Genomic DNA, 19345 nt, shown 5'->3' with positions numbered 1-19345 from the left:
GCGGAAAATATAGTTGAAGCCAAAAGCATTCTATTAATTTTGCCAAGAAAATGTTCAAAAAATGATATGATAAGTAAGAAGATTAGATTTAGAGAGGTTAGCTATGGAATATATTAGTTCAGGACAAAATAGTAAAATTAAAGATTTGAAGAAGTTACAAAGTCATCGAGGACGTAAAAAGCAACAACGTTACTTGTTAGAAGGCGAGCACTTGATTTTTGAGGCGTTGGCCCATCAAGTTAAGCTAAATGCTATTTATGCAACGACGGATTATCTCAATCGTGATCCCAAACATTTAGTGCGTGATCACATGGACCAAGTAGTGGAAATCACTCCGGAAATTGCGCAGGCGATTACCGACACCGTGTCACCCCAAGGCATTGTTGCGGAATTACCAATACCGCAACCGGAAACTATTGACTTAAGCCATGGAAAGTGGTTATTATTATCACAAATTCAGGACCCGGGTAACGTGGGAACCATGATTCGCACAGCTGATGCTGCTGGGTTCAGTGGCGTCTTACTCAGCGAAGATTCGGTCGACTTTTATGCACCAAAAGTGCAACGTGCTATGCAAGGTAGTCAATTTCATTTACCCGTTCAGTCATTGGATTTACAGTCAGCAGTCAGTGAGTTCAAAGCACAACAAATTCCAGTATACGGAACTTTGGTGAATGATCAGGCCCAAGAGTATCAAACTGTAGCCAAGCCAAAAGATTTTGCTTTAATTATGGGCAATGAGGCGCACGGCTTGGCGCCTGAATTAGCAGCTTTAACGGATACAAATTTATATATTCCCATTTTAGGATCCGCAGAATCATTGAACGTGGCAGTAGCAGCTGGTATTATTATGTATAGACTCAGTCTTTAAGGAGGATACTTTTTGGCTCGAGAATTAAATTGGCAGACTGATGCAGCTTATTTAGCTCAAGTTTCTGATTTATTAGCTAAACCCGAGGTGCAAAAGTTAAGTCAAATTCCACAACATCATTATTCTAATCGTTTGGATCATTCAATTAGCGTTTCTTATCGCAGTTATTTAATTGGCAAGAAGTTGCATTTAGATACCCGCGCTTTGGCACGTGGCGGTTTGTTGCATGACTTGTTTTATTACACTTGGGATCGCAAGCAATTGAGTTTTCGGGCGCACGCCGATATTCACGCACATGTTGCGCTAAATAATGCGCAACAATTAACCGATTTAAGACCAATTGAAGCTGACATTATTGTCAAGCATATGTTTGGTGCGACGTCCACGCCACCGAAATATCTCGAAAGCTTAATTGTTAACTTAGTTGATGATCAGTGTGCCGTGCAGGAAGCTTGCTTGCCCAAGTTGGCATTGTGGCGCCAAAAATTACATTTGAAGCAATCGAATTAAAATTTAATTGAAATTTATGCATGAAAGTTTTAAACTGGTTTTAACGACGATGAAAGAAAGTAGTAGCATCAAGGTCTGGATTCACAGGGACAATTGGGTAAGTGAGAACAATTGAAGCCAGATGATGTGAATTCACTCTGGAGTCTAAACGTCATTAGTCAGCGTTATATGACAGATAAGTGGAGTTTAGGTGCAGCTATCAAGCTGGACTGAACTCAAGCAGGGTGGTACCGCGAAGCTTCGTCCCTTTTAGGGATGGGGCTTTTTTTATTGTTGAAATTATTTATTTAGAGGAGCAGGTAGTGATGGATTTAAAAGATTTATTAAACGATTTGCGGCAAAAAGGTCTACAACAGATTCATGATGCACAAAAAATCGAACATTTAAATGAAATTAGAATTCATTTTTTGGGTAAAAAAGGTCCGTTGAACCAAGCTTTACGGGGAATGAAGGATTTAAGCGCGGAACAACGCCCTAAGGTTGGTGCTTTAGCCAACAGTGTCCGCGATGATTTACAAACAGCTTTGGATCAAGCCAAGGAACAATTAGAAAGTCAAGCGACTGCAGCCAAATTAGCCAATGAAAAAATTGATGTCACTTTACCTGGACACCAACGCCACATTGGAACCAAGCATGTGATTTATCAGGTCATGGATGATATTGAAGCCTTGTTTATTGGTTTAGGTTATGAAGTGGTCAATGGTCCCGAAGTCGAAGAAGACCACTACAATTTTGAAATGATGAACCTTCCCAAAGATCATCCTGCGCGTGATATGCAAGATACCTTCTATATTACGGATGAAATTTTGATGCGGACGCAGACTTCACCTGTGCAAGCGCGGACTTTGGAAAAACATGATTTTTCGAAGGGTCCTTTGAAGATGATTAGTCCGGGTAAAGTTTATCGTCGCGATACTGACGATGCCACACATTCACACCAATTCAATCAAATTGAAGGCTTAGTCATTGATAAGCATATTACGATGGCAGATTTGAAAGGTACTTTGGAATTAACAGCGCGTCATATTTTTGGTAAGGAACGTGAGATTCGCTTACGTCCGAGTTATTTTCCATTTACGGAACCATCAGTGGAAGTTGACGTTTCCTGCTTTGCCTGCGGTGGTGAAGGCTGCAAAGTTTGCAAATATACCGGTTGGGTAGAAGTGTTAGGTGCGGGCATGGTGCATCCGAACGTTTTAGAAAATGCTGGCGTTGACTCGACTGTTTATGGTGGCTTTGCCTTTGGTCTAGGACCAGATCGGTTTGCCATGTTAAAATACGGCATTAATGATATCCGCGATTTTTATCAAGATGATGTTCGGGTTTTAGAACAATTTCAGGGGGAATAAATTAATGAAGATTTCTACTAATTGGTTAGCAGAATATGTTGATCTACCAGAAACACCAGAACAATTAGCTGATCGGGAGACGGTTACTGGCATTGAAGTTGATGAAATAATTAAACCAGGCGCTGGGTTAAAGAATTTAGTCACTGGTCAAATTAAGACGGTCACCAAGCACCCCGATGCGGACCACTTAAACATTTGTCAAGTGGATGTGGGTGCCGAAGAATTGGCCCAGATTGTCTGTGGTGCGCCGAATGTGGCTGTGGGTGAAACGGTTATTGTGGCTTTACCCGGTGCCAGAATTGCTAACAACGAAAAAATTAAAAAAGGTAAATTCCGTGGTGTGGCCTCCAATGGTATGCTGTGTGCCTTGCAAGAAATTGGCTTCGATGATTCCGTTGTGCCTGATGCTTTTAAAAATGGAATTTATGTTTTTCCAGAAACCGAAAATATTCCCTTAGGTCAACCGGTTTATTCTTATTTAGGCTTGGATGACACTGTTTTAGATTTTGATATTACGCCTAATCGGGCGGATACACTTGGAATGCATGGTGCCGCTTGGGAAGTGGCTTCAATGTATGATGAACAGCCCCATTTTGAACAGCCCAGTGTTAGTGAGGCTGCAGCTTCAGCAGAACAACAATTAAGTATTGACGTGACTGATGAACAATTGGCCCCGACTTATCGGACACGGGTGATTAAGGATATTCACATTAAACCAAGCCCGCTCTGGTTGCAAGTTCATTTGTGGAATAACGGTATCAAACCAATTAATAATATTGTCGATATTACTAATTACATTATGTTAGATTATGGTCAACCATTACATGCTTATGATTACGACAAATTGGGCTCCAAAAAATTAACCGTGCGCCTAGCGGCTGCGGGAGAATCTTTTACAGCGTTAAATGAAAAACAATATGATTTAACGGATCAAGATATTGTGATTTCTAATGACGAACAAGCCGTTGGTTTAGCTGGAGTTATGGGTGGTTTGGCTACTTCGGTTACTGAGCAAACCCACACAGTAGTTTTAGAATCAGCCGTGTTTAACCCTACGAAAATCCGCAAAACTGCGCAGCGTCATAATTTACGAACGGATGCTTCGGCTCGCTTTGAAAAAGGGGTGGATCTATCCGCCATTGCTGAAGCATTAGATATGGCAGCGCAATTAGTGCAACAATTAGCTGACGGAACAGTATTAAAAGACCAAGTAGTTGGTAGTCAATCAGTTTTGAAGCCAACGGTAGTCAAAATAACCACGGATCGGATTAATCATGCTTTGGGGACGGAAATTTCACAAGCGGAAATTATTGCGATTTTTGAACGGTTAGGCTTTGAGGTAGAGGTTAAAGATTCAGAGTTGATTGTCACGGTACCATTACGTCGGTGGGATATTTTTATTGATTCAGATTTAATTGAAGAAGTGGCTCGAATTTATGGTTTCGATAAAATTCCGAGCACTTTACCAGCAGTTACCCAAACGATTGGTGGCTATACCCCTAGACAAAAATTCATTCGCCAAAGTCGGCAAACTTTGCGGTCATTGGGTTATGATGAAGCCATCAGTTATTCTTTGACCACTCAAGAAAAAGCGGCAGCCTTCTGCTTGAAGCCCGCAGTGTTAACCAAAGTTGATTGGCCAATGACCCAAGATCATGAGTATTTACGGGCCAACTTAGTTAGCGGTTTGTTAGATGATTTAGCTTATAATGCTGCGCGTAAGCAAACGAATGTAGCCTTGTTTGAGCAAGGACGTGTGTTCTTGAAGAATGACGCAAACGTAGTGCGGCCTAAGGAAGTCGAAATGATTGCCGGTGCTTATAGTGGGCAAGTCATCCAGGATAGTTGGGATCAAACGGCCCGCGATGTTAATTTTTATGACATTAAAGGTGATGTGGAGCGCTTATTACAAAGTTTCCAAAGAAAAGCCACAATTGTTTACCAAGCCACGAGTGCGATTAAGCAATTGCATCCTGGACAAACGGCAGCTATTTTAATGGATCAACAGCCGGTTGGGTTTATCGGTACGCTACATCCAACTTTAGCCAAAAAATTACGCTTAGCGCCAACGGTAGTTTTCCAAATTGATTTGGAAAAAGTCATGGCCTATCCTAAAGCTTCCGAAATTTATGTTCCAGCTGGTAAGTATCCCGCAATTAGTCGTGATATTGCGGTAATTGTTCCAGAAGTTATTACTAATGAAGCGTTAGAATTAGCCATTCAAAAAGCGGCTGGTAAATATTTGGCTGATATTAAACTATTTGATGTTTATGCAGGCAAAGGCATTGCTGCGGGTCATAAGTCATTGGCTTATAATTTGACTTTCCAAAATCCGCAAGCTACATTAACAGACGATGAAGTTAATCAGGATTTTGCTAATGTGCAACAAGCTTTAATTGATTTGTTTAACGCACAAATTCGTTAAAAAATCCAGCATTTAAGAAAAAGTTGTGTATAATTAACAGTTGAGATTAAATGTTGGAGGAACCATTCTTGACTAAGTCAGATAAAAATCGTAGTCAGTATCGTGATGATCAGGAATCTATTCGTCACAAAAAGCAAGTGCGCGAGTCTGAACAAAGAGTAGTTAACCATATTGTTTATTGGATTGTTGGTATTTTGGCAATTCTGATTTTAACGTTTGGTGTTTTAGGCTATAATTATGTGCAAGAATCACTGCAGCCTTATAACCACAAGGATCATCAGGCTGTAGAAGTGAAAATTCCGATTGGATCTTCTAATAAAGAAATTGCTTCAAAGTTGCAGAATAAACATATTATTCGTAGCGCGACAATTTTTAATTATTATGTTAAATCCCATAATTATACCGACTTTCAAGCCGGTTACTATACGTTTAAACCGTCAATGACGTTGACTCAAATTGTTGCTCGTTTGCAAAAGGGTGGCAGTTTAGATCAAGTTGGTCAACCCGGTAATACAGTGCTAGTGCGCGAAGGGGTGACCATTGATCAAATTGGTAGTGTGATTGCGAAAAAGACGCCGTACTCAAAGGCTGATTTTCTGCATTTGATGAAAGATCAAGCCTTTATGCAGCAATTAGAGCAAAAGTATCCGAAATTGTTGGCTTCTTCGTTACAGTCTAAGCATGTTCGTTATCACTTAGAAGGCTATTTGTTCCCAGCAACTTATCCTTATTATTCCGGGACATCTTTGAAACGACTAGTGAGCGAAATGGTTGGTAAAACTAATCAAGAACTTGCACCTTATTATGAGCAAATTAAGGCTAAAAATCTGACCGTGCAACAACTGTTAACTTTAGCTTCTCTAACAGAACGCGAAGGGGTAACAAATATTGATCGCCGCAAGATTTCGGGCGTGTTCTTTAATCGTTTAGATGCAAATATGCCACTACAATCGGATATTTCTGTTATGTACGCTTTAAACAAACATAAACACAGTTTGACAAATAAAGATACGAGTGTAAAATCGCCTTATAACCTTTACAAGAATAAAGGTTTTGGGCCTGGTCCATTTAACTCACCTAGTTTAGGCTCGATCCAAGCAGTTTTGAATCCTGCTGATCGTGATAAAGGGTATCTCTATTTTGTAGCTAATTTGAAGACTGGTAAAGTTTACTATTCAACAAATTACTCGCAACATTTGGATACCAATTCAAAAATTGGTCAATAATTTAGTGGACTGACGCAAAGTCAGTCCCTTTTGATAAGGAGAAATAAATGACTGCAGGTAACAAGCCGTTAATTATTGGAGTTAGTGGAGGCTCTGGAAGTGGTAAAACCACTATTGCCCAACGCTTAATCACAGAATTACCACAAGAATCAATTGCTTTATTACAAATGGATTCTTATTATAAACAACTAGACTTACCTTATGAACAGCGTAAACAACAAAATTTTGATCATCCGTTATCATTTGATACGGACTTATTAGTTGCTGATTTAAAGAAATTGCGGGCTTTTCAAAGTATTGAGGTGCCAATTTATGATTTTGTCGATAGTAATCGAACGAATCGCACGCGGCACCAAGAACCTGCCGATGTCATTGTTCTAGAAGGAATCTTGACTTTATATGAAAAAGATTTACGTGATCTGATGGACATTAAGGTTTTTGTTGATACTGATGATGATATTCGCTTAATTCGGCGTATTAAGCGGGACGTCGAAGAACGGGGTTATACTTTAGATACAGTGTTTACCCAGTACTTGGATCACGTGCGTCCAATGTATCAACAATTTATCGAACCCACCAAGCGTTTTGCTAATGTGATTATTCCTGAAGGTGGCGCCAATGAAGTGGCAATTGATTTATTAACTTCCAAGATTAAGTATCTTTTGCATCAAAAACGACAACAGCAGTAAACTTTGTTGTCTAATCAATCTTAAATGAGGTGTTAGTTGTGGCTGAACAAAGATATCCAATGACAGCTGAAGGTAAAAAGAAATTAGAACAAGAACTGGAAGATTTAAAATTAAAAAAGCGTCCGGAAATTATTGAACGTATTAAAATTGCTCGTGGTTTTGGGGACTTATCTGAAAACTCAGAGTATTCTTCTGCTAAAGACGAACAAAGTGTTGTGGAATCACGTATCTCGGAAATTAATACCATGTTGCAGTACGCCGATGTAGTAGATGTTAGTCAAGTTGATGCGAATGAAGTTTCGGTCGGCAAAACGGTGACTTTTCAAGAAGAAGATGATGATCCGGAAACCTATCAAATTGTTGGTGCCGCTGAATCTGACCCCATGCAGGGTAAGATTAGTAATGATTCACCAATTGCCAAGTCTTTATTAGGCAAAAAAGTTGGCGATGATGTGGTTATTGAAACACCAGGTGGCTCTTTCACTGTGAAAATTACAGCTGTCGAAAACTAATTGCTAGCGTTAAAGAGGAGCATAGGTTATCATAATAATGGTGATGAAGATGAAATTTATGATAACGCCCCAGGCACATCAATGGTATCAAGATAACTTGGACTTAAAACCAGGTGATGGGTTACATTTTTATGGCAAAGTTTACGGTAAGACCAATGTGCATCAGGGTTTTTCGCTAGCTTTTATTAAAGAAAAACCACATGATGAATATTACTCTTTAACAAATCAAGAGATCACATATTTCTTCACGGATAATGATGTTTGGTTTTTTAAGGATTTAGACTTGCAAATTGATTATGACCCACAAATTGATAGTCCAGTTTATACTTTTGTGGCTGCGGATTAAAAAGTAGTTTACTGATAAATTGTTGTCAGGTAAGCTGCTTTTTTTGATATAATAATTCAGTAACGTCAAATTGAGGAGAACTATTATTTTGAAATTTTTTCAACGATTAAATCGATCAAAATCAACACAATCAATTTTGCCTTTTCGGTTGAATGTGCTGTTATTGATTGTCTTTGCCTTATTTGCTTTATTAATCGGGCAATTAGCTTATCTACAATTATTAAATGGCAATAAATTTCAAGCGGAAGTTGACCGTTCGGATAAGACCATTATTAACGGTGACGTCCCACGGGGCTTGATCTATGATTCTAAGGGACGCTTGATTGTTGATAATCAAGCCAGCAGTGCGATTACTTATACAAGAAGTTCTTCGGTTAAGACTGCTGATATGTTACAAATTGCCAATCGTTTGCAAAAATTTATCACTATTGATGATGCCAAGTTGACGCCACGAGACAAAGCTGATTATTATTTGGCTAATACGAAAAACTATAATCGCGTCTTAAAAGTAGTTAATAAGGGACTAAGTGATGAAAAAGTTCAAGAACAAAGTCAAAGCCAGCAATATAATAAGGCTGTGAATTATGTCAAAAAAATGCATCTTAATTTAACTTGGGCTCAACAACAAGCAGCCAGCATTTTTCAACGAATGAGTTCGGCCTATCAATATTCAACGGTGTATATTAAGAGTTATAATGCGACACCTAAAGAAGTGGCGGAAGTTAGTGAGCACCAAATTGAATTACCCGGAGTGCAAGTCGGTATTGATTCGCAACGTTCCTATCCAATGGGCGATTCGATGACGAGTATCATTGGTCAGGTTTCCACGGAAAAACAAGGTTTGCCGGATAGCCAGGTTAATGAATTGTTGGCCCAGGGCTATTCCCGTAATGATCGTGTGGGAACTAGTTATTTAGAGCAAGAATATGAACCCATCTTAAAGGGTAGTAAGTCACAAACGCAGATTGCGGTGAGTCCAAATAATAAATTAACGGATTCGGTCCAAAAGTATGCGGGAGCCAAGGGCGATAATCTTAATTTGACAATTGATGCTGATTATCAAAAGAAGGTCGATGCTGCTTTACGTAGTACCTTTGCGTCCGCCCAAGCAAATGGTGTTGCACAGTATTCCGATGGGGCTTATGCGGTGGCAATGAATCCCAAAACGGGGGCTATTTTGGCCATGTCAGGAGTACACTATAATCCTAAAACGGACAAATTGTCGGACGATTCGTTGGGTGTGATTAATCGGACTTTTGTTATGGGGTCAGCAGTCAAGGGTGCGACGGTTTTGGGCGGCTTGATGAGTAATGCGATTACGCCTGATAATAATGTTTTATCAGACGATCCCATTTATTTACCAAGTACACCAGTTAAAAAATCCGTGTATCCAGTAGGAACCTTTGGTGCCCTTGGCGCTGAGCAAGCGCTCGAAGTGTCTTCGAACATTTATATGATGCGCTTAACGATGCGTGAAGGTCATGCCAAGTATGTGCCCAATAGTTACATTCATATTGATCAAGATATTTTTCAAAAAATGCGAGCTAACTTTAACCAATTTGGCTTAGGTGTGAAAACTGGAATTGATTTGCCTGGTGAAGCTAGTGGGATTGAAGGTCCAAGTAAGTCGGGCGGTTTAGTGAAAGTTGGTTCAGCTTTAGATGAATCATACGGTAACTACGATGCTTATACGTTAATGCAGATGGCCCAATACGTTTCCACGATTGCTAATGGCGGTTATCGGATGCGTCCTTATGTGGTCGGTTCGATCCAAAAAACCAATCGGGATGGCTCTAAAGGTGCGGTCGTGCACACAACGCAACCACAAGCGTTAAATCGCGTTGGTTTTACCAGCAGTCAATTAAATGTTGTGCAAACTGGTTTCTATAATGTTGTTCATGGCTCCGGTGGTTGGACGACAGCGAAGCCATTAGGGAATGTAACACCGTCGATTTCTGCTAAAACGGGAACCGCACAGTCCTTTTATTATGATGCCGAGCATCCGAATAATCCTAATCCGCCACAAACTATTACGTTAAGTATGGTTGGCTATGCGCCATCTAATAATCCACAAATCGCCTTTGCCGTTGTTTTCCCTAATTTGAGTAGTGAAAAAGGCGACTATAACTTAGATTTAGTGCGCAGTATGGTGACGAGTTATTTCGGGACGAACGCGAAAGATTCCCAGTAAAACCCTGGTCAAATTAGTAACTAAGTGGTATCATGAGAGAGTCGTTTAGCAAATGTAGACAAAAGGAGTTCATGAATTATGCGCGTAAATATTACACTTGAATGTACTGAATGTCACGAACGCAATTATTTAACTAGCAAGAATAAGCGGAACAATCCTGATCGCTTGGAATTAAAGAAATATTGCCCTCGTGAACGTAAAACAACTTTACATCGGGAAACTAAGTAAAACAACAGCAGGTTTAACCTGTTGTTTTTTCTTTTTGAGAATTGTAATCGCTATCTAATTAGAATAATTAAATTATTGTGCTCATTCTATGCTAAACTATTGATAGTCTGGAAATAATAAATGAGGTAACTATCTTGAAACCAAATTGGCGGCAGCTTACATGGGCAACTTATGGTCTACTGACTGTGCAGATTGGTGTTTTTTTATGGGAAACATTCAATGGTGGAAGCTTTAATACGCAAACTCTGATCAGTGCGGGAGCACGGTTTAACGGTCTCATTGCCCAAGGCCAATGGTGGCGTTTGCTAACACCCATTTTTGTCCATATCGGCTGGTCACATTTAATTATTAATTCGTTAACACTCTATTTTGTAGGGGTTCAGTTAGAACGCCTCTATGGTTCAGGACGTTTTTTAATAATGTACTTAGTGAGTGGAATTGGTGGCAATTTATTTGGTTGGGCCTTTGGTAATGCTAATGCTCTAGCTGCAGGTGCTAGTACGAGTTTATTTGGTTTGTTTGGAATTTTTGCAGCCTTGGGCTTTATTTTTGCCAATAATCCGGCTGTGAAATCGTGGTCTAAACAATTTATCGTTTTAATTGTTTTGAATTTAATTACGGATCTGTTCATGGGGCAAATTGATCTCTGGGGTCATATCGGCGGCGTGATTAGTGGTATTTTATTAGCTGGATTGATCCCCGTGCCTCATCAGACCAGTGGTTTAGCACTCAGTAAAAGATTATTTTGTGGTGGATTGTTAGTTATTTTGGCCCTTGGTTTGAGCTATTTAGGAGTGCAACGCGGATGAAGGAAACGAATATTCAAACACTGTACGATGTGCAACAAGTGTTAAAACGTTTTGGCATCTATGTTTATGTTGGTAAACGGATTTGGGATATTGAGTTAATGGCAATTGAATTGGATCGTTTATACCATGAACAAGTAATTGATCAACCAACTTTCATTACTTGTAAAGCAGTTTTACATCGGGAACATCGAATTGAAGAAGGGAAAGGCTAATATGATTGATCAAAAGGTAATTGGCGTGGATTTAGGTGGTACGACTATCAAGTTTGCTATCTTAACGCCACAAGGTGAGATTCAACAACGTTGGAGTATTCAGACCGATATTTTGAATGATGGTAATAATATTATTCCGAGTATTAGTGCTTCCATTAATGAGCATTTGCAGTTATATCAAATGTCCGTTGATCAATTTTTAGGAATTGGCATTGGCACGCCGGGTAGTGTCAATTATGAGACTGGTCAAGTTGATAGTGCGTTTAACTTAAATTGGGACCGTCCCATGCCGTTAAAGGAACAGCTGGAACGGGAAACGGACTTAAAAGTCGTTGTTGAAAATGATGCTAATGTGGCAGCTTTAGGCGAACGGTGGCAAGGAGCAGGTGATAATGCAGCTGACGTGGCGTTTGTTACTTTAGGAACCGGTGTTGGCGGCGGCATGATCGTTAATAATCAAATCGTGCATGGTGTTGGTGGCGCCGCTGGTGAAATTGGCCACCTAACAATTGATCCGAACGGCTTTTTATGTACTTGTGGTAAAAAAGGTTGCTTGGAAACTGTGGCTTCCGCCACGGGAATTGTGCGCACGGCGCAAAAGTTATCACAAGAGTATGCGGGTCCTGCGCAGTTAAAAGCTTTAATTGATGATGGGCAAATGATTTCTTCTAAAGATGTTTTTGATTTAGCCCAGAAAGCAGACCCTTTGGCACAAATGGTTGTCCACCAAGTGTGTGAACAACTGGGATTAGCTTTGGCCAATGTTGCAATGACGTTAAATCCCAAGTATATTATTATTGGCGGTGGTGTTTCTAATGCCGGTAATTATTTATTAGAACAAGTGCAAGCTGCTTATGAACGGTTTGTTTTTCCGGCTGTTAAAAGGACTACTTCATTACGGTTAGCTACTTTAGGCAATGAAGCTGGGGTTATTGGTGCGGCATCGTTAGTTGTGCAACCACATTAGTTTAGTTAATGTGTGCTTGTAACAACATTATTAGTGTTTAATCATAATTATTGTGTGAGGTGTAGATGTGTCGTTTTTAAATTCATTACTGTTAGTTATTGTTGTTATTGCTCTATATTATGGAATCTCATGGTTGTATTATTGGTTGCGCGCCCGACAATTAGGTGGTGCCTTGGAAGAAGAAGAGTTTGAAGCCACTATGCGTAAAGCACAGCTGATTGATTTGCGTGAAAAAAAATATTTTGATTCAGGACATATCTTGGGAGCGCGCAATTTACCTTATACACAGTTAAAAATGTTAATTTCAGAATTACGTCCCGATTTACCAGTTTATCTTTATGAACAAGGAAACACGTTAAGCATTCGGGCGGCTATTAAACTTAAGAAACAAGGTTTCAGCAATGTTAAATGGTTGAAACATGGCTTTAATGAATGGAATGGCAAAACCAAAAAGACTACGAAGTTGTAATAGTTTTAGGTTGATACTTAAGCCAGGAGGTTCAGATTAGCTTTTGTCTAGGATAAAAAAATAAAGCTGGTACAAAAAAATGCTCGTATTGCTACGAACATTTTTTCTTTATAATAGTTCCTTTTTAACTAATATGGGCAGAATGTGCTTTGCGGTTGGCTTTACGCCGGTTTTCATCAATTCGATCTTCTGCTTGATCGATCGGTTGGATAACTTTATGATGATAAGTTAATGCTGAACCCACCACGGCTCCTGCAGTGGCTAAGGAACCAATTATAATACCTGGAACGATACCTTTTCTTTTCATCAGCTTGACCTCCTTTTATCTACTCTTAATTATTAACAAACTCTGTTGCAATTTCAACTAAAATTCCTGATTAATTTTGGAGACCAAGGAGTAATAATGGTTCAAAAAGCAATCGTCATTGTCGGTCCTACTGCGGTGGGGAAAACTGATCTGAGTTTACAGTTAGCCCACCAAGTTCATGGTGAGATTATTTCTGGTGATTCGATGCAAATTTATCGGCATTTGGATATCGGTACCGCTAAAATTTTACCAGAGCAACAGCAGGGAATTCCGCATCATTTATTGAATATTCGTGATGTGCAACAAAGTTACACGGTTTACGAGTTTCAACAAGCTGCGCAACAGTTAATTACTGAAATAAATCAACGGCAGCATGTTCCAGTGGTGGTAGGCGGAACTGGTTTTTATATTAAAGCCTTGACACAGAACTTACAATTGGGAGGAGCAGCGAGTCGGGAGCAGTCTTTGAAGATTAGACAGCATTATGAGCAACTACTAGCGCGTTTTGGAGCTACATATTTGTGGGACTTGTTGGCACAACGAGATCGACTGGCTGCCAAACAAATTGCTCCGGCTAATACTCGTAGAGTCATCCGCGCTTTGGAGGTTTATGATTTAACTGGGCATCAGTTTAGTCAGCAACAGCAAGCAGCTGTGCCACAACGTTTTTTAATTATTGGCTTGACGACGGCCCGTCCGGTTTTGTATCAACGAATTAATCATCGGGTTGATTTGATGGTTGAGCAAGGTTTAGAACAAGAAGCTGACTGGTTGTATCAACAAAAAGAACAGGTGCCACAGGCGCAGGCCGCTATCGGTTATAAAGAATGGTTTGCTTATTTTCAAGGTGAAATTTCCCGACCAACGGCGATTGAGTTAATTAAGCGTAATTCACGGCGCTTTGCCAAACGCCAATTAACCTATTTTCGGCATCAATTAACGCTACAGTGGTACGATTTGTTGCAAAATCCACAACAAGTATCGGTGGTACAACAAGTAATACAACATTTTTTGGAGGAATGAGAATGAATTGGACAGAAGAATTACCACAAAAAGTTCAAAGCGCAATACAACAAGTTGATCAAAAAATTCAACCATATTTACAAGTCATTGATCAACGCATGGAAAATAACCAAGCCAAAGTTTTGCAGGCTTTTCAAGACCAACAAGTTGCTGAGAGTCATTTATTCGGTTCCACGGGGTACGGCAATAATGATGAAGGGCGCGAAGTCTTGGATGCTGTTTATGCGCAAGTTTTTCAGGCGCCAGCAGCTTTGGTGCGTCCCCAATTTGTTTCGGGTACGCATACGTTAGCAGTGGGGCTCTTTGGCTGCTTAAAGCCAGGACAAAAGTTATTGTATATCACGGGTAAGCCCTATGATACGTTGCAAGAAGTAGTGGGCTTAACGGGCGGTGGCGTTGGCAGTTTAAAAGAGTACGGTGTGGAATTTGATTATGTGGCCTTAACTGCAGAGGGAAAAGTTGATTATCAAAAGTTGGCGCAAAAGTTAACAACATTTCAACCAGATGTGGTTGCGATTCAACGCTCACGGGGTTACGATCCGCGGCCAAGTTTTTTAGTTGCGGAAATTAAGGAAATGATTGCCTTTGTCAAACAACGACTTCCAGAAGTAATTGTTTTTGTGGATAATTGTTATGGTGAATTTTCGGAAGAAATTGAACCTACGCAAGTCGGTGCCGATTTAATGGCAGGCTCTTTATTTAAAAATGCTGGTGCGGGCTTAGCAACGACAGGTGGTTATTTAGCGGGACGTGAAGATTTAATTGAACGCAGTGCCATTCGCTTAACTGCTCCGGGCATTGGGCGCCATGAGGGCGCCACGGGGAGTAATTTACGTTGGATGATTGAAGGCTTTTTCTTAGCACCACAAGCAACTGGTAATGCGATTAAAGGGGCGATTTTTGCGGCAGCCTTGCTAGAAGAATTAGGTTTTCAAGTGACCCCGCGCTTTGATGAACCGCGCACGGATTTGATTCAAACGATTATCTTAGGTAGCCCTGAGAAAATGGTCCAATTTGCGAAAGCGATTCAAAAATATTCACCGATTGATTCCTTTGTTGATCCAGTACCGAGTGCCATGGATGGCTATGAAGACCAAATTGTGATGGCCGCAGGAACTTTTGTACAAGGATCAACGATTGAACTATCAGCTGATGGCCCTCTACGGCCACCGTATGCGATTTATTTACAAGGTGGTTTGACTTATGCGCATGCGAAGATTGCCATTGCGCATGCTTGTGCCGAAATTTTGTAATATTTTTAATAGATGTAAGCTTTGCTAACATGAAATGTTGACAAGGCTTTTTTTAATTGATAAGGTAGCTATATGTTCGAGGTTGTAAAGCATGAGTGAGAAAAGTATTCGGCGCAACTTAGCAGTATTAACGGTAGGCACAGTCACTAAGTTAACAGGATTAACACCACGACAGGTACGATACTATGAAGATTTTCAATTGGTTAAACCACAGCGAAGTGCGGGAAATCAAAGACAGTATTCGCTTAATGATGTTGATCGCTTGCTAGAGGTCAAGGATTATTTGGCTTCGGGGATGAATATGCACGAGGTGGTTCGTGTCCTAACCAAAAAGGAACCGGAAAATTATTGCTTATCTGCTACTGAGACAATGAGTGATTCAGCTGTCCGCAAAATCTTGTCACAGGAAATGTTACAAGTGGGTCGCTTGAATAACCAAGACTCGAATAATTCATTTTAATTAAGGAGACGATTGGTTTTATGGTGTCAAAGAAGTATACTGCTCAAGATATTCGCCAAATGGCAAAAGAAGAACATGTCGAATTTTTACGATTAATGTTTACGGATATTAACGGTATTTTAAAAAATGTGGAAATGCCAGTTGATCAATTGGATATGATTTTAGATAATAAGGCCACTTTAGATGGTTCTTCAATTGATGGCTTTGTGCGCATTGAAGAGAGTGATATGTTACTATATCCTGATTTGGACACTTGGTTAGTTTTCCCTTGGGGATCAGAACATGGTAAAGTAGCACGCTTAATTTGTGACGTTCATACGGCTGATGGCGAAGAGTTTGCTGGTGATCCACGCAATAACTTACGCCGCATTGTCCAAAAAATGCATGATATGGGCTTCACAAGTTTTAATATTGGACCAGAACCAGAGTTCTTCTTATTCAAATTAGATGATCAGGGCCAACCGACGTTGAACTTAAATGATAACGGCGGCTATTTTGATTTTGAACCGGTAGATTTAGGTGAAAATTGTCGGCGCGAAATTGTGCTGGAATTAGAAAAGATGGGCTTTGAAGTTGAGGCTAGTCACCATGAAGTTGCTCCTGGTCAACACGAAATTGATTTTAAATATGCTGATGCTATTGAAGCAGCAGATAACATTCAAACTTTTAAATTAGTTGTGCGTACCGTTGCCCGGAAACATGGCTTACATGCCACCTTCATGCCAAAACCACTTGAAGGCATTAATGGTTCCGGTATGCATATTAATATGTCTTTGTTTAATCAAGATGGTAATGCCTTTTACGATCCAAGTACGCAAAATCAATTGTCACAAACTGCAATGTATTTCTTAGGTGGCTTGTTGCAACATGCCCAAGCACTAACAGCGATTAATAATCCAACAGTTAATTCCTACAAACGCTTGGTTCCTGGTTTTGAGGCCCCAGTTTATATTGCTTGGTCTGGAAAGAATCGTTCACCATTAATCCGGGTACCAATGGCTCGTGGTAATGGAACTCGCTTAGAAATGCGGAGTGTTGATCCAACAGCTAATCCGTATTTAGCGATTGCTGCTATTTTGTATAGTGGTTTATCAGGTATTCAAAAGCAAACGACACCAGTTCCGCCAGTGAACCGTAATATCTACAAAATGACGGAAGCCGAGCGGCAGGATAATCAAATTTTTGATTTGCCATCAACTTTGCATAATGCAGTGAAGGCATTGAAAAAAGACCCAGTGGTTAAGCAATCAATGGGTGATCATTTATATAAGAGCTTTATTGATTCCCGTGAGTTAGAATGGGGCGCTTATCGCCAAACAGTTTCGCAATGGGAACGTGATCAATACCTGAAACGCTTTTAAATTTAATATTAAATCTCGAAAATGTCCGCAAAAGTGTTGCGGGCATTTTTTGCCTTTAAAATGAAGTCCAAAGCAGAATAATAGTTGACTTGGAGCCAGCTCTAAGGTTTAAACTATCATTAATTATAATTAAAGGAGAATGGCGTTTATGAAAACAACAATTTTTGTGAAACCAGGACACGTGGAAGTGCAAGAGGTACCCACACCTCAAGTTCAAGCGGATGATGATGTTTTAATCAAAGTTAAACGAGTTTGTGTTTGCGGTTCGGACTTGTGGAAATATCGCGGTTTAGATCCTCGGCCAGCCAATTCTGATAATACTGGTCATGAAGCTTTAGGCGTGGTGGAAGCTACGGGTAATGCTATTACGACTGTTAAACCTGGTGATTTTGTTATTGTGCCGTTTACGCATGGTTGTGGCCATTGCGCTGCTTGTTTAGCCGGTTATGATGCTAGTTGTCAAGTTAATCACGGGCAATTAAGAAACGGAATGCAGGGGCAATATATTTTAAGTCAGCATAGTGAATGGAATTTGATTAAAGTTCCAGGTAAATATGAAGATTACAGTGATGGAATGTTGAATTCCTTGTTAGCGTTGGCTGATGTCATGGCGACCGGTTATCATGCTGCCAAGAGTGCGCGGGTTAAACCGGGTGATAGCGCTGTGGTTGTTGGTGATGGTGCGGTCGGTTTATGCGGTGTGATTGCGGCCAAAATGCGAGGTGCTAAGCAGATTATTGCTATGAGTCGTCATGAAGATCGGCAAAAATTAGCTCTAGAATTTGGCGCTACGGATATTGTGGCCGAACGTGGTGAGCAAGCTGTGGCGAAAGTGCTGGAATTAACTCACCAAACGGGAGCTGATGCTGTTTTAGAATGTGTCGGAACTAAATTATCAATGACGACAGCCATGCAAGTTGCGCGTCCCGGGGCAACTGTCGGCCGCGTTGGGGTACCACATGACGGTGATTTACAGTTTTCTGATTATTTCTTTAGTAATGTTAATGTGGCTGGTGGTCCGGCATCCGTAACCACTTATGATAAACAATTCTTATTAAAAGCAGTCTTAGATGGGGATATTCATCCAGGAAAAGTGTTTACCAAGCGATTTGATTTGGATCAAATTGATGCAGCTTATCAGGCGATGGATCAACGCCAAGCTATTAAATCATTAGTGATTGTTGATTAATTAAAGTCAGCTAATAAAAAAGGCAACTTTCAAGTTTGAAAGTTGCCTTTTTTAGTTAGGCAGAATTTATCTTTTTAAAGTATATTTGACGGCAGCCTTATATGTATCAATAGCTGTCCGTGAACGCTCCACACTTAATTTAGCTGGGGTATAATTTTGACTGACATAAGCGTAATAAATGATATTGACCAAAAACAGCTGAGTTTGCAGTGAATCGGTGGCAGCAATCCGCATACTACTTTCAATCGGATGCGAAGTTTGCAGCCCAATATCGGCATATTTAGTCAAAGTGTTTTTGCCAAAAGCCGTCATCGTGACGACAGGAATGTGCGATTTGCGGGCATACTGCGCCATGGCAATGGCTTCTGGTGATTCGCCTGAATTGGAAACTAGCCAGAGTAAACTATTTTGCTCGTTAGAGTTAACGACCAGTGGTAAAAATTGGTTAATATCATCGTTATAACTGGTGGCAATGCCTAAGCGCGCCCATTTCTGGGCAATATCTTGAGCCACTAAATTAGAAGCGCCAACACCAAAAACCATAATTTTTTGAGTTTTACTTAATTCTTCAACTAAGTTTAAGACTACTTTACTGCGAATCTGCTCAACGGTTTCTTTCAAAGAACGCTGTGTATCGTGTAAGAGCTTATTTTTAATGGAAAGAATACTTTCGTTTTCTTGAATATCAGCCTGAATAATTTGGTCAGCATCAACATCTTGTGAGAGATCATAGGCTAATTGTAATTTTAACTGATTATAATTGTCGAAACTTAGATTCCGAGCAAAGCGGCTGACGGTAGCGGGACTAGTCTGTGCGACTTGCGCAAAGTCGTGCACATTCATCGTGACGACCTCTTGGGGAAATTGTTTTAAATAATCAGCTAATCGGCGTTCAGATTTAGACAGTTTAGAATAAATTCCATCAATATTTCTTTGGACACTCATAAT

The 19345-nt window shown here is 40.2% G+C and carries 21 protein-coding genes and 1 other annotated feature; of the genes, 19 read left to right on the top strand and 2 right to left on the bottom strand.

Features of this window, described 5'->3' with window-relative positions; all coding sequences use genetic code 11:
- Nucleotides 1-103: 103 nt before the first annotated feature.
- From AC3B5B_RS00745 to AC3B5B_RS00680, 14 genes are all read left to right on the top strand, one after another.
- Nucleotides 104-871: a TrmH family RNA methyltransferase gene (locus tag AC3B5B_RS00745; protein WP_489757446.1), complete on the top strand. Its 768-nt coding sequence runs from the start codon at nucleotides 104-106 to the stop codon at nucleotides 869-871.
- A 12-nt stretch (nucleotides 872-883) separates the two neighbouring features.
- A complete protein-coding gene (locus tag AC3B5B_RS00740) occupies nucleotides 884-1381 on the top strand; it encodes an HD domain-containing protein (RefSeq protein WP_489757447.1) in 498 nt (165 codons plus the stop codon).
- Between the two features lie 40 nt (nucleotides 1382-1421).
- Nucleotides 1422-1632 (top strand) — a binding site (T-box leader).
- A gap of 54 nt (nucleotides 1633-1686) precedes the next feature.
- Complete coding sequence (pheS, locus tag AC3B5B_RS00735) at nucleotides 1687-2730, top strand: phenylalanine--tRNA ligase subunit alpha (protein WP_489769059.1); 1044 nt, start codon at nucleotides 1687-1689, stop codon at nucleotides 2728-2730.
- Between the two features lie 4 nt (nucleotides 2731-2734).
- Nucleotides 2735-5155 carry a phenylalanine--tRNA ligase subunit beta gene (pheT, locus tag AC3B5B_RS00730; protein WP_489769058.1) on the top strand — a complete coding sequence of 807 codons (2421 nt, stop codon included), beginning with the start codon at nucleotides 2735-2737 and terminating at the stop codon, nucleotides 5153-5155.
- A gap of 68 nt (nucleotides 5156-5223) precedes the next feature.
- Entirely contained in the window at nucleotides 5224-6381 is a 1158-nt protein-coding gene (gene mltG / locus AC3B5B_RS00725) for an endolytic transglycosylase MltG (protein WP_489769057.1), read from the top strand.
- 47 nt (nucleotides 6382-6428) lie between these two features.
- Nucleotides 6429-7070, top strand: a complete 642-nt coding sequence (gene udk, locus AC3B5B_RS00720) for a uridine kinase (protein WP_489757451.1) — start codon at nucleotides 6429-6431, stop codon at nucleotides 7068-7070.
- 38 nt (nucleotides 7071-7108) lie between these two features.
- Nucleotides 7109-7582, top strand: coding sequence for a transcription elongation factor GreA (gene greA / locus AC3B5B_RS00715; RefSeq protein ID WP_489757452.1), 474 nt, complete (start codon nucleotides 7109-7111; stop codon nucleotides 7580-7582).
- Nucleotides 7583-7631: 49 nt separating this feature from the next.
- Complete coding sequence (locus AC3B5B_RS00710; RefSeq protein WP_489769056.1) at nucleotides 7632-7928, top strand: HesB/YadR/YfhF family protein; 297 nt, start codon at nucleotides 7632-7634, stop codon at nucleotides 7926-7928.
- Between the two features lie 88 nt (nucleotides 7929-8016).
- On the top strand, nucleotides 8017-10119 hold the full coding sequence (locus AC3B5B_RS00705; RefSeq protein ID WP_489757454.1) for a peptidoglycan D,D-transpeptidase FtsI family protein: 2103 nt from the start codon (nucleotides 8017-8019) through the stop codon (nucleotides 10117-10119).
- A 78-nt stretch (nucleotides 10120-10197) separates the two neighbouring features.
- Entirely contained in the window at nucleotides 10198-10347 is a 150-nt protein-coding gene (gene rpmG, locus AC3B5B_RS00700) for a 50S ribosomal protein L33 (protein ID WP_249514839.1), read from the top strand.
- A 134-nt stretch (nucleotides 10348-10481) separates the two neighbouring features.
- A complete protein-coding gene (locus tag AC3B5B_RS00695) occupies nucleotides 10482-11156 on the top strand; it encodes a rhomboid family intramembrane serine protease (RefSeq protein ID WP_489769055.1) in 675 nt (224 codons plus the stop codon).
- A gap of 11 nt (nucleotides 11157-11167) precedes the next feature.
- Nucleotides 11168-11368: a YqgQ family protein gene (locus AC3B5B_RS00690; RefSeq protein ID WP_489769839.1), complete on the top strand. Its 201-nt coding sequence runs from the start codon at nucleotides 11168-11170 to the stop codon at nucleotides 11366-11368.
- Nucleotides 11369-11372: 4 nt separating this feature from the next.
- Entirely contained in the window at nucleotides 11373-12335 is a 963-nt protein-coding gene (locus AC3B5B_RS00685; protein ID WP_489769838.1) for an ROK family glucokinase, read from the top strand.
- A 67-nt stretch (nucleotides 12336-12402) separates the two neighbouring features.
- Nucleotides 12403-12804, top strand: coding sequence for a rhodanese-like domain-containing protein (locus tag AC3B5B_RS00680; RefSeq protein WP_489757456.1), 402 nt, complete (start codon nucleotides 12403-12405; stop codon nucleotides 12802-12804).
- Nucleotides 12805-12928: 124 nt separating this feature from the next.
- On the opposite strand, the gene AC3B5B_RS00675 is transcribed toward AC3B5B_RS00680, so the two are convergent.
- The gene (locus AC3B5B_RS00675; RefSeq protein WP_489757457.1) at nucleotides 12929-13111 is read right to left on the bottom strand and encodes a DUF3042 family protein; all 183 of its coding nucleotides are present in this window, start codon (nucleotides 13109-13111) and stop codon (nucleotides 12929-12931) included.
- A gap of 96 nt (nucleotides 13112-13207) precedes the next feature.
- Here AC3B5B_RS00675 and miaA point away from each other — a divergent pair, with 96 nt between their 5' ends.
- From miaA to AC3B5B_RS00650, 5 genes are all read left to right on the top strand, one after another.
- The gene (miaA, locus tag AC3B5B_RS00670) at nucleotides 13208-14134 is read left to right on the top strand and encodes a tRNA (adenosine(37)-N6)-dimethylallyltransferase MiaA (protein ID WP_489769054.1); all 927 of its coding nucleotides are present in this window, start codon (nucleotides 13208-13210) and stop codon (nucleotides 14132-14134) included.
- Nucleotides 14135-14136: 2 nt separating this feature from the next.
- Entirely contained in the window at nucleotides 14137-15387 is a 1251-nt protein-coding gene (locus AC3B5B_RS00665) for a methionine gamma-lyase family protein (protein WP_489769053.1), read from the top strand.
- 91 nt (nucleotides 15388-15478) lie between these two features.
- Entirely contained in the window at nucleotides 15479-15847 is a 369-nt protein-coding gene (locus AC3B5B_RS00660; RefSeq protein WP_489769052.1) for a MerR family transcriptional regulator, read from the top strand.
- 20 nt (nucleotides 15848-15867) lie between these two features.
- Nucleotides 15868-17208 (top strand): glutamine synthetase family protein, encoded by a 1341-nt coding sequence (locus AC3B5B_RS00655; RefSeq protein ID WP_489757461.1) that lies wholly within the window; start codon nucleotides 15868-15870, stop codon nucleotides 17206-17208.
- Between the two features lie 148 nt (nucleotides 17209-17356).
- A complete protein-coding gene (locus AC3B5B_RS00650) occupies nucleotides 17357-18397 on the top strand; it encodes a zinc-dependent alcohol dehydrogenase family protein (RefSeq protein ID WP_489769051.1) in 1041 nt (346 codons plus the stop codon).
- Nucleotides 18398-18463: 66 nt separating this feature from the next.
- On the opposite strand, the gene AC3B5B_RS00645 is transcribed toward AC3B5B_RS00650, so the two are convergent.
- Entirely contained in the window at nucleotides 18464-19342 is an 879-nt protein-coding gene (locus AC3B5B_RS00645; protein WP_489769050.1) for a MurR/RpiR family transcriptional regulator, read from the bottom strand.
- Nucleotides 19343-19345: the final 3 nt, after the last annotated feature.

Source organism: Bombilactobacillus sp. ESL1187 (assembly GCF_058107155.1).
The sequence above is the reverse complement of the archived record's forward strand: the minus strand, read 5'-3'. Positions and strand labels throughout refer to the sequence as shown.

Coding starts and splice junctions, on each gene's coding strand:
- AC3B5B_RS00675 (WP_489757457.1), bottom strand. CDS start 13,111: ATGAAAAGAAAAGGTATCGTTCCAGGTATTATAATTGGTTCCTTAGCC.
- AC3B5B_RS00650 (WP_489769051.1), top strand. CDS start 17,357: ATGAAAACAACAATTTTTGTGAAACCAGGACACGTGGAAGTGCAAGAG.
- rpmG (WP_249514839.1), top strand. CDS start 10,198: ATGCGCGTAAATATTACACTTGAATGTACTGAATGTCACGAACGCAAT.
- AC3B5B_RS00710 (WP_489769056.1), top strand. CDS start 7,632: ATGAAATTTATGATAACGCCCCAGGCACATCAATGGTATCAAGATAAC.
- AC3B5B_RS00655 (WP_489757461.1), top strand. CDS start 15,868: ATGGTGTCAAAGAAGTATACTGCTCAAGATATTCGCCAAATGGCAAAA.
- miaA (WP_489769054.1), top strand. CDS start 13,208: ATGGTTCAAAAAGCAATCGTCATTGTCGGTCCTACTGCGGTGGGGAAA.
- AC3B5B_RS00645 (WP_489769050.1), bottom strand. CDS start 19,342: ATGAGTGTCCAAAGAAATATTGATGGAATTTATTCTAAACTGTCTAAA.
- pheS (WP_489769059.1), top strand. CDS start 1,687: ATGGATTTAAAAGATTTATTAAACGATTTGCGGCAAAAAGGTCTACAA.
- AC3B5B_RS00665 (WP_489769053.1), top strand. CDS start 14,137: ATGAATTGGACAGAAGAATTACCACAAAAAGTTCAAAGCGCAATACAA.
- AC3B5B_RS00745 (WP_489757446.1), top strand. CDS start 104: ATGGAATATATTAGTTCAGGACAAAATAGTAAAATTAAAGATTTGAAG.
- pheT (WP_489769058.1), top strand. CDS start 2,735: ATGAAGATTTCTACTAATTGGTTAGCAGAATATGTTGATCTACCAGAA.
- udk (WP_489757451.1), top strand. CDS start 6,429: ATGACTGCAGGTAACAAGCCGTTAATTATTGGAGTTAGTGGAGGCTCT.
- AC3B5B_RS00660 (WP_489769052.1), top strand. CDS start 15,479: ATGAGTGAGAAAAGTATTCGGCGCAACTTAGCAGTATTAACGGTAGGC.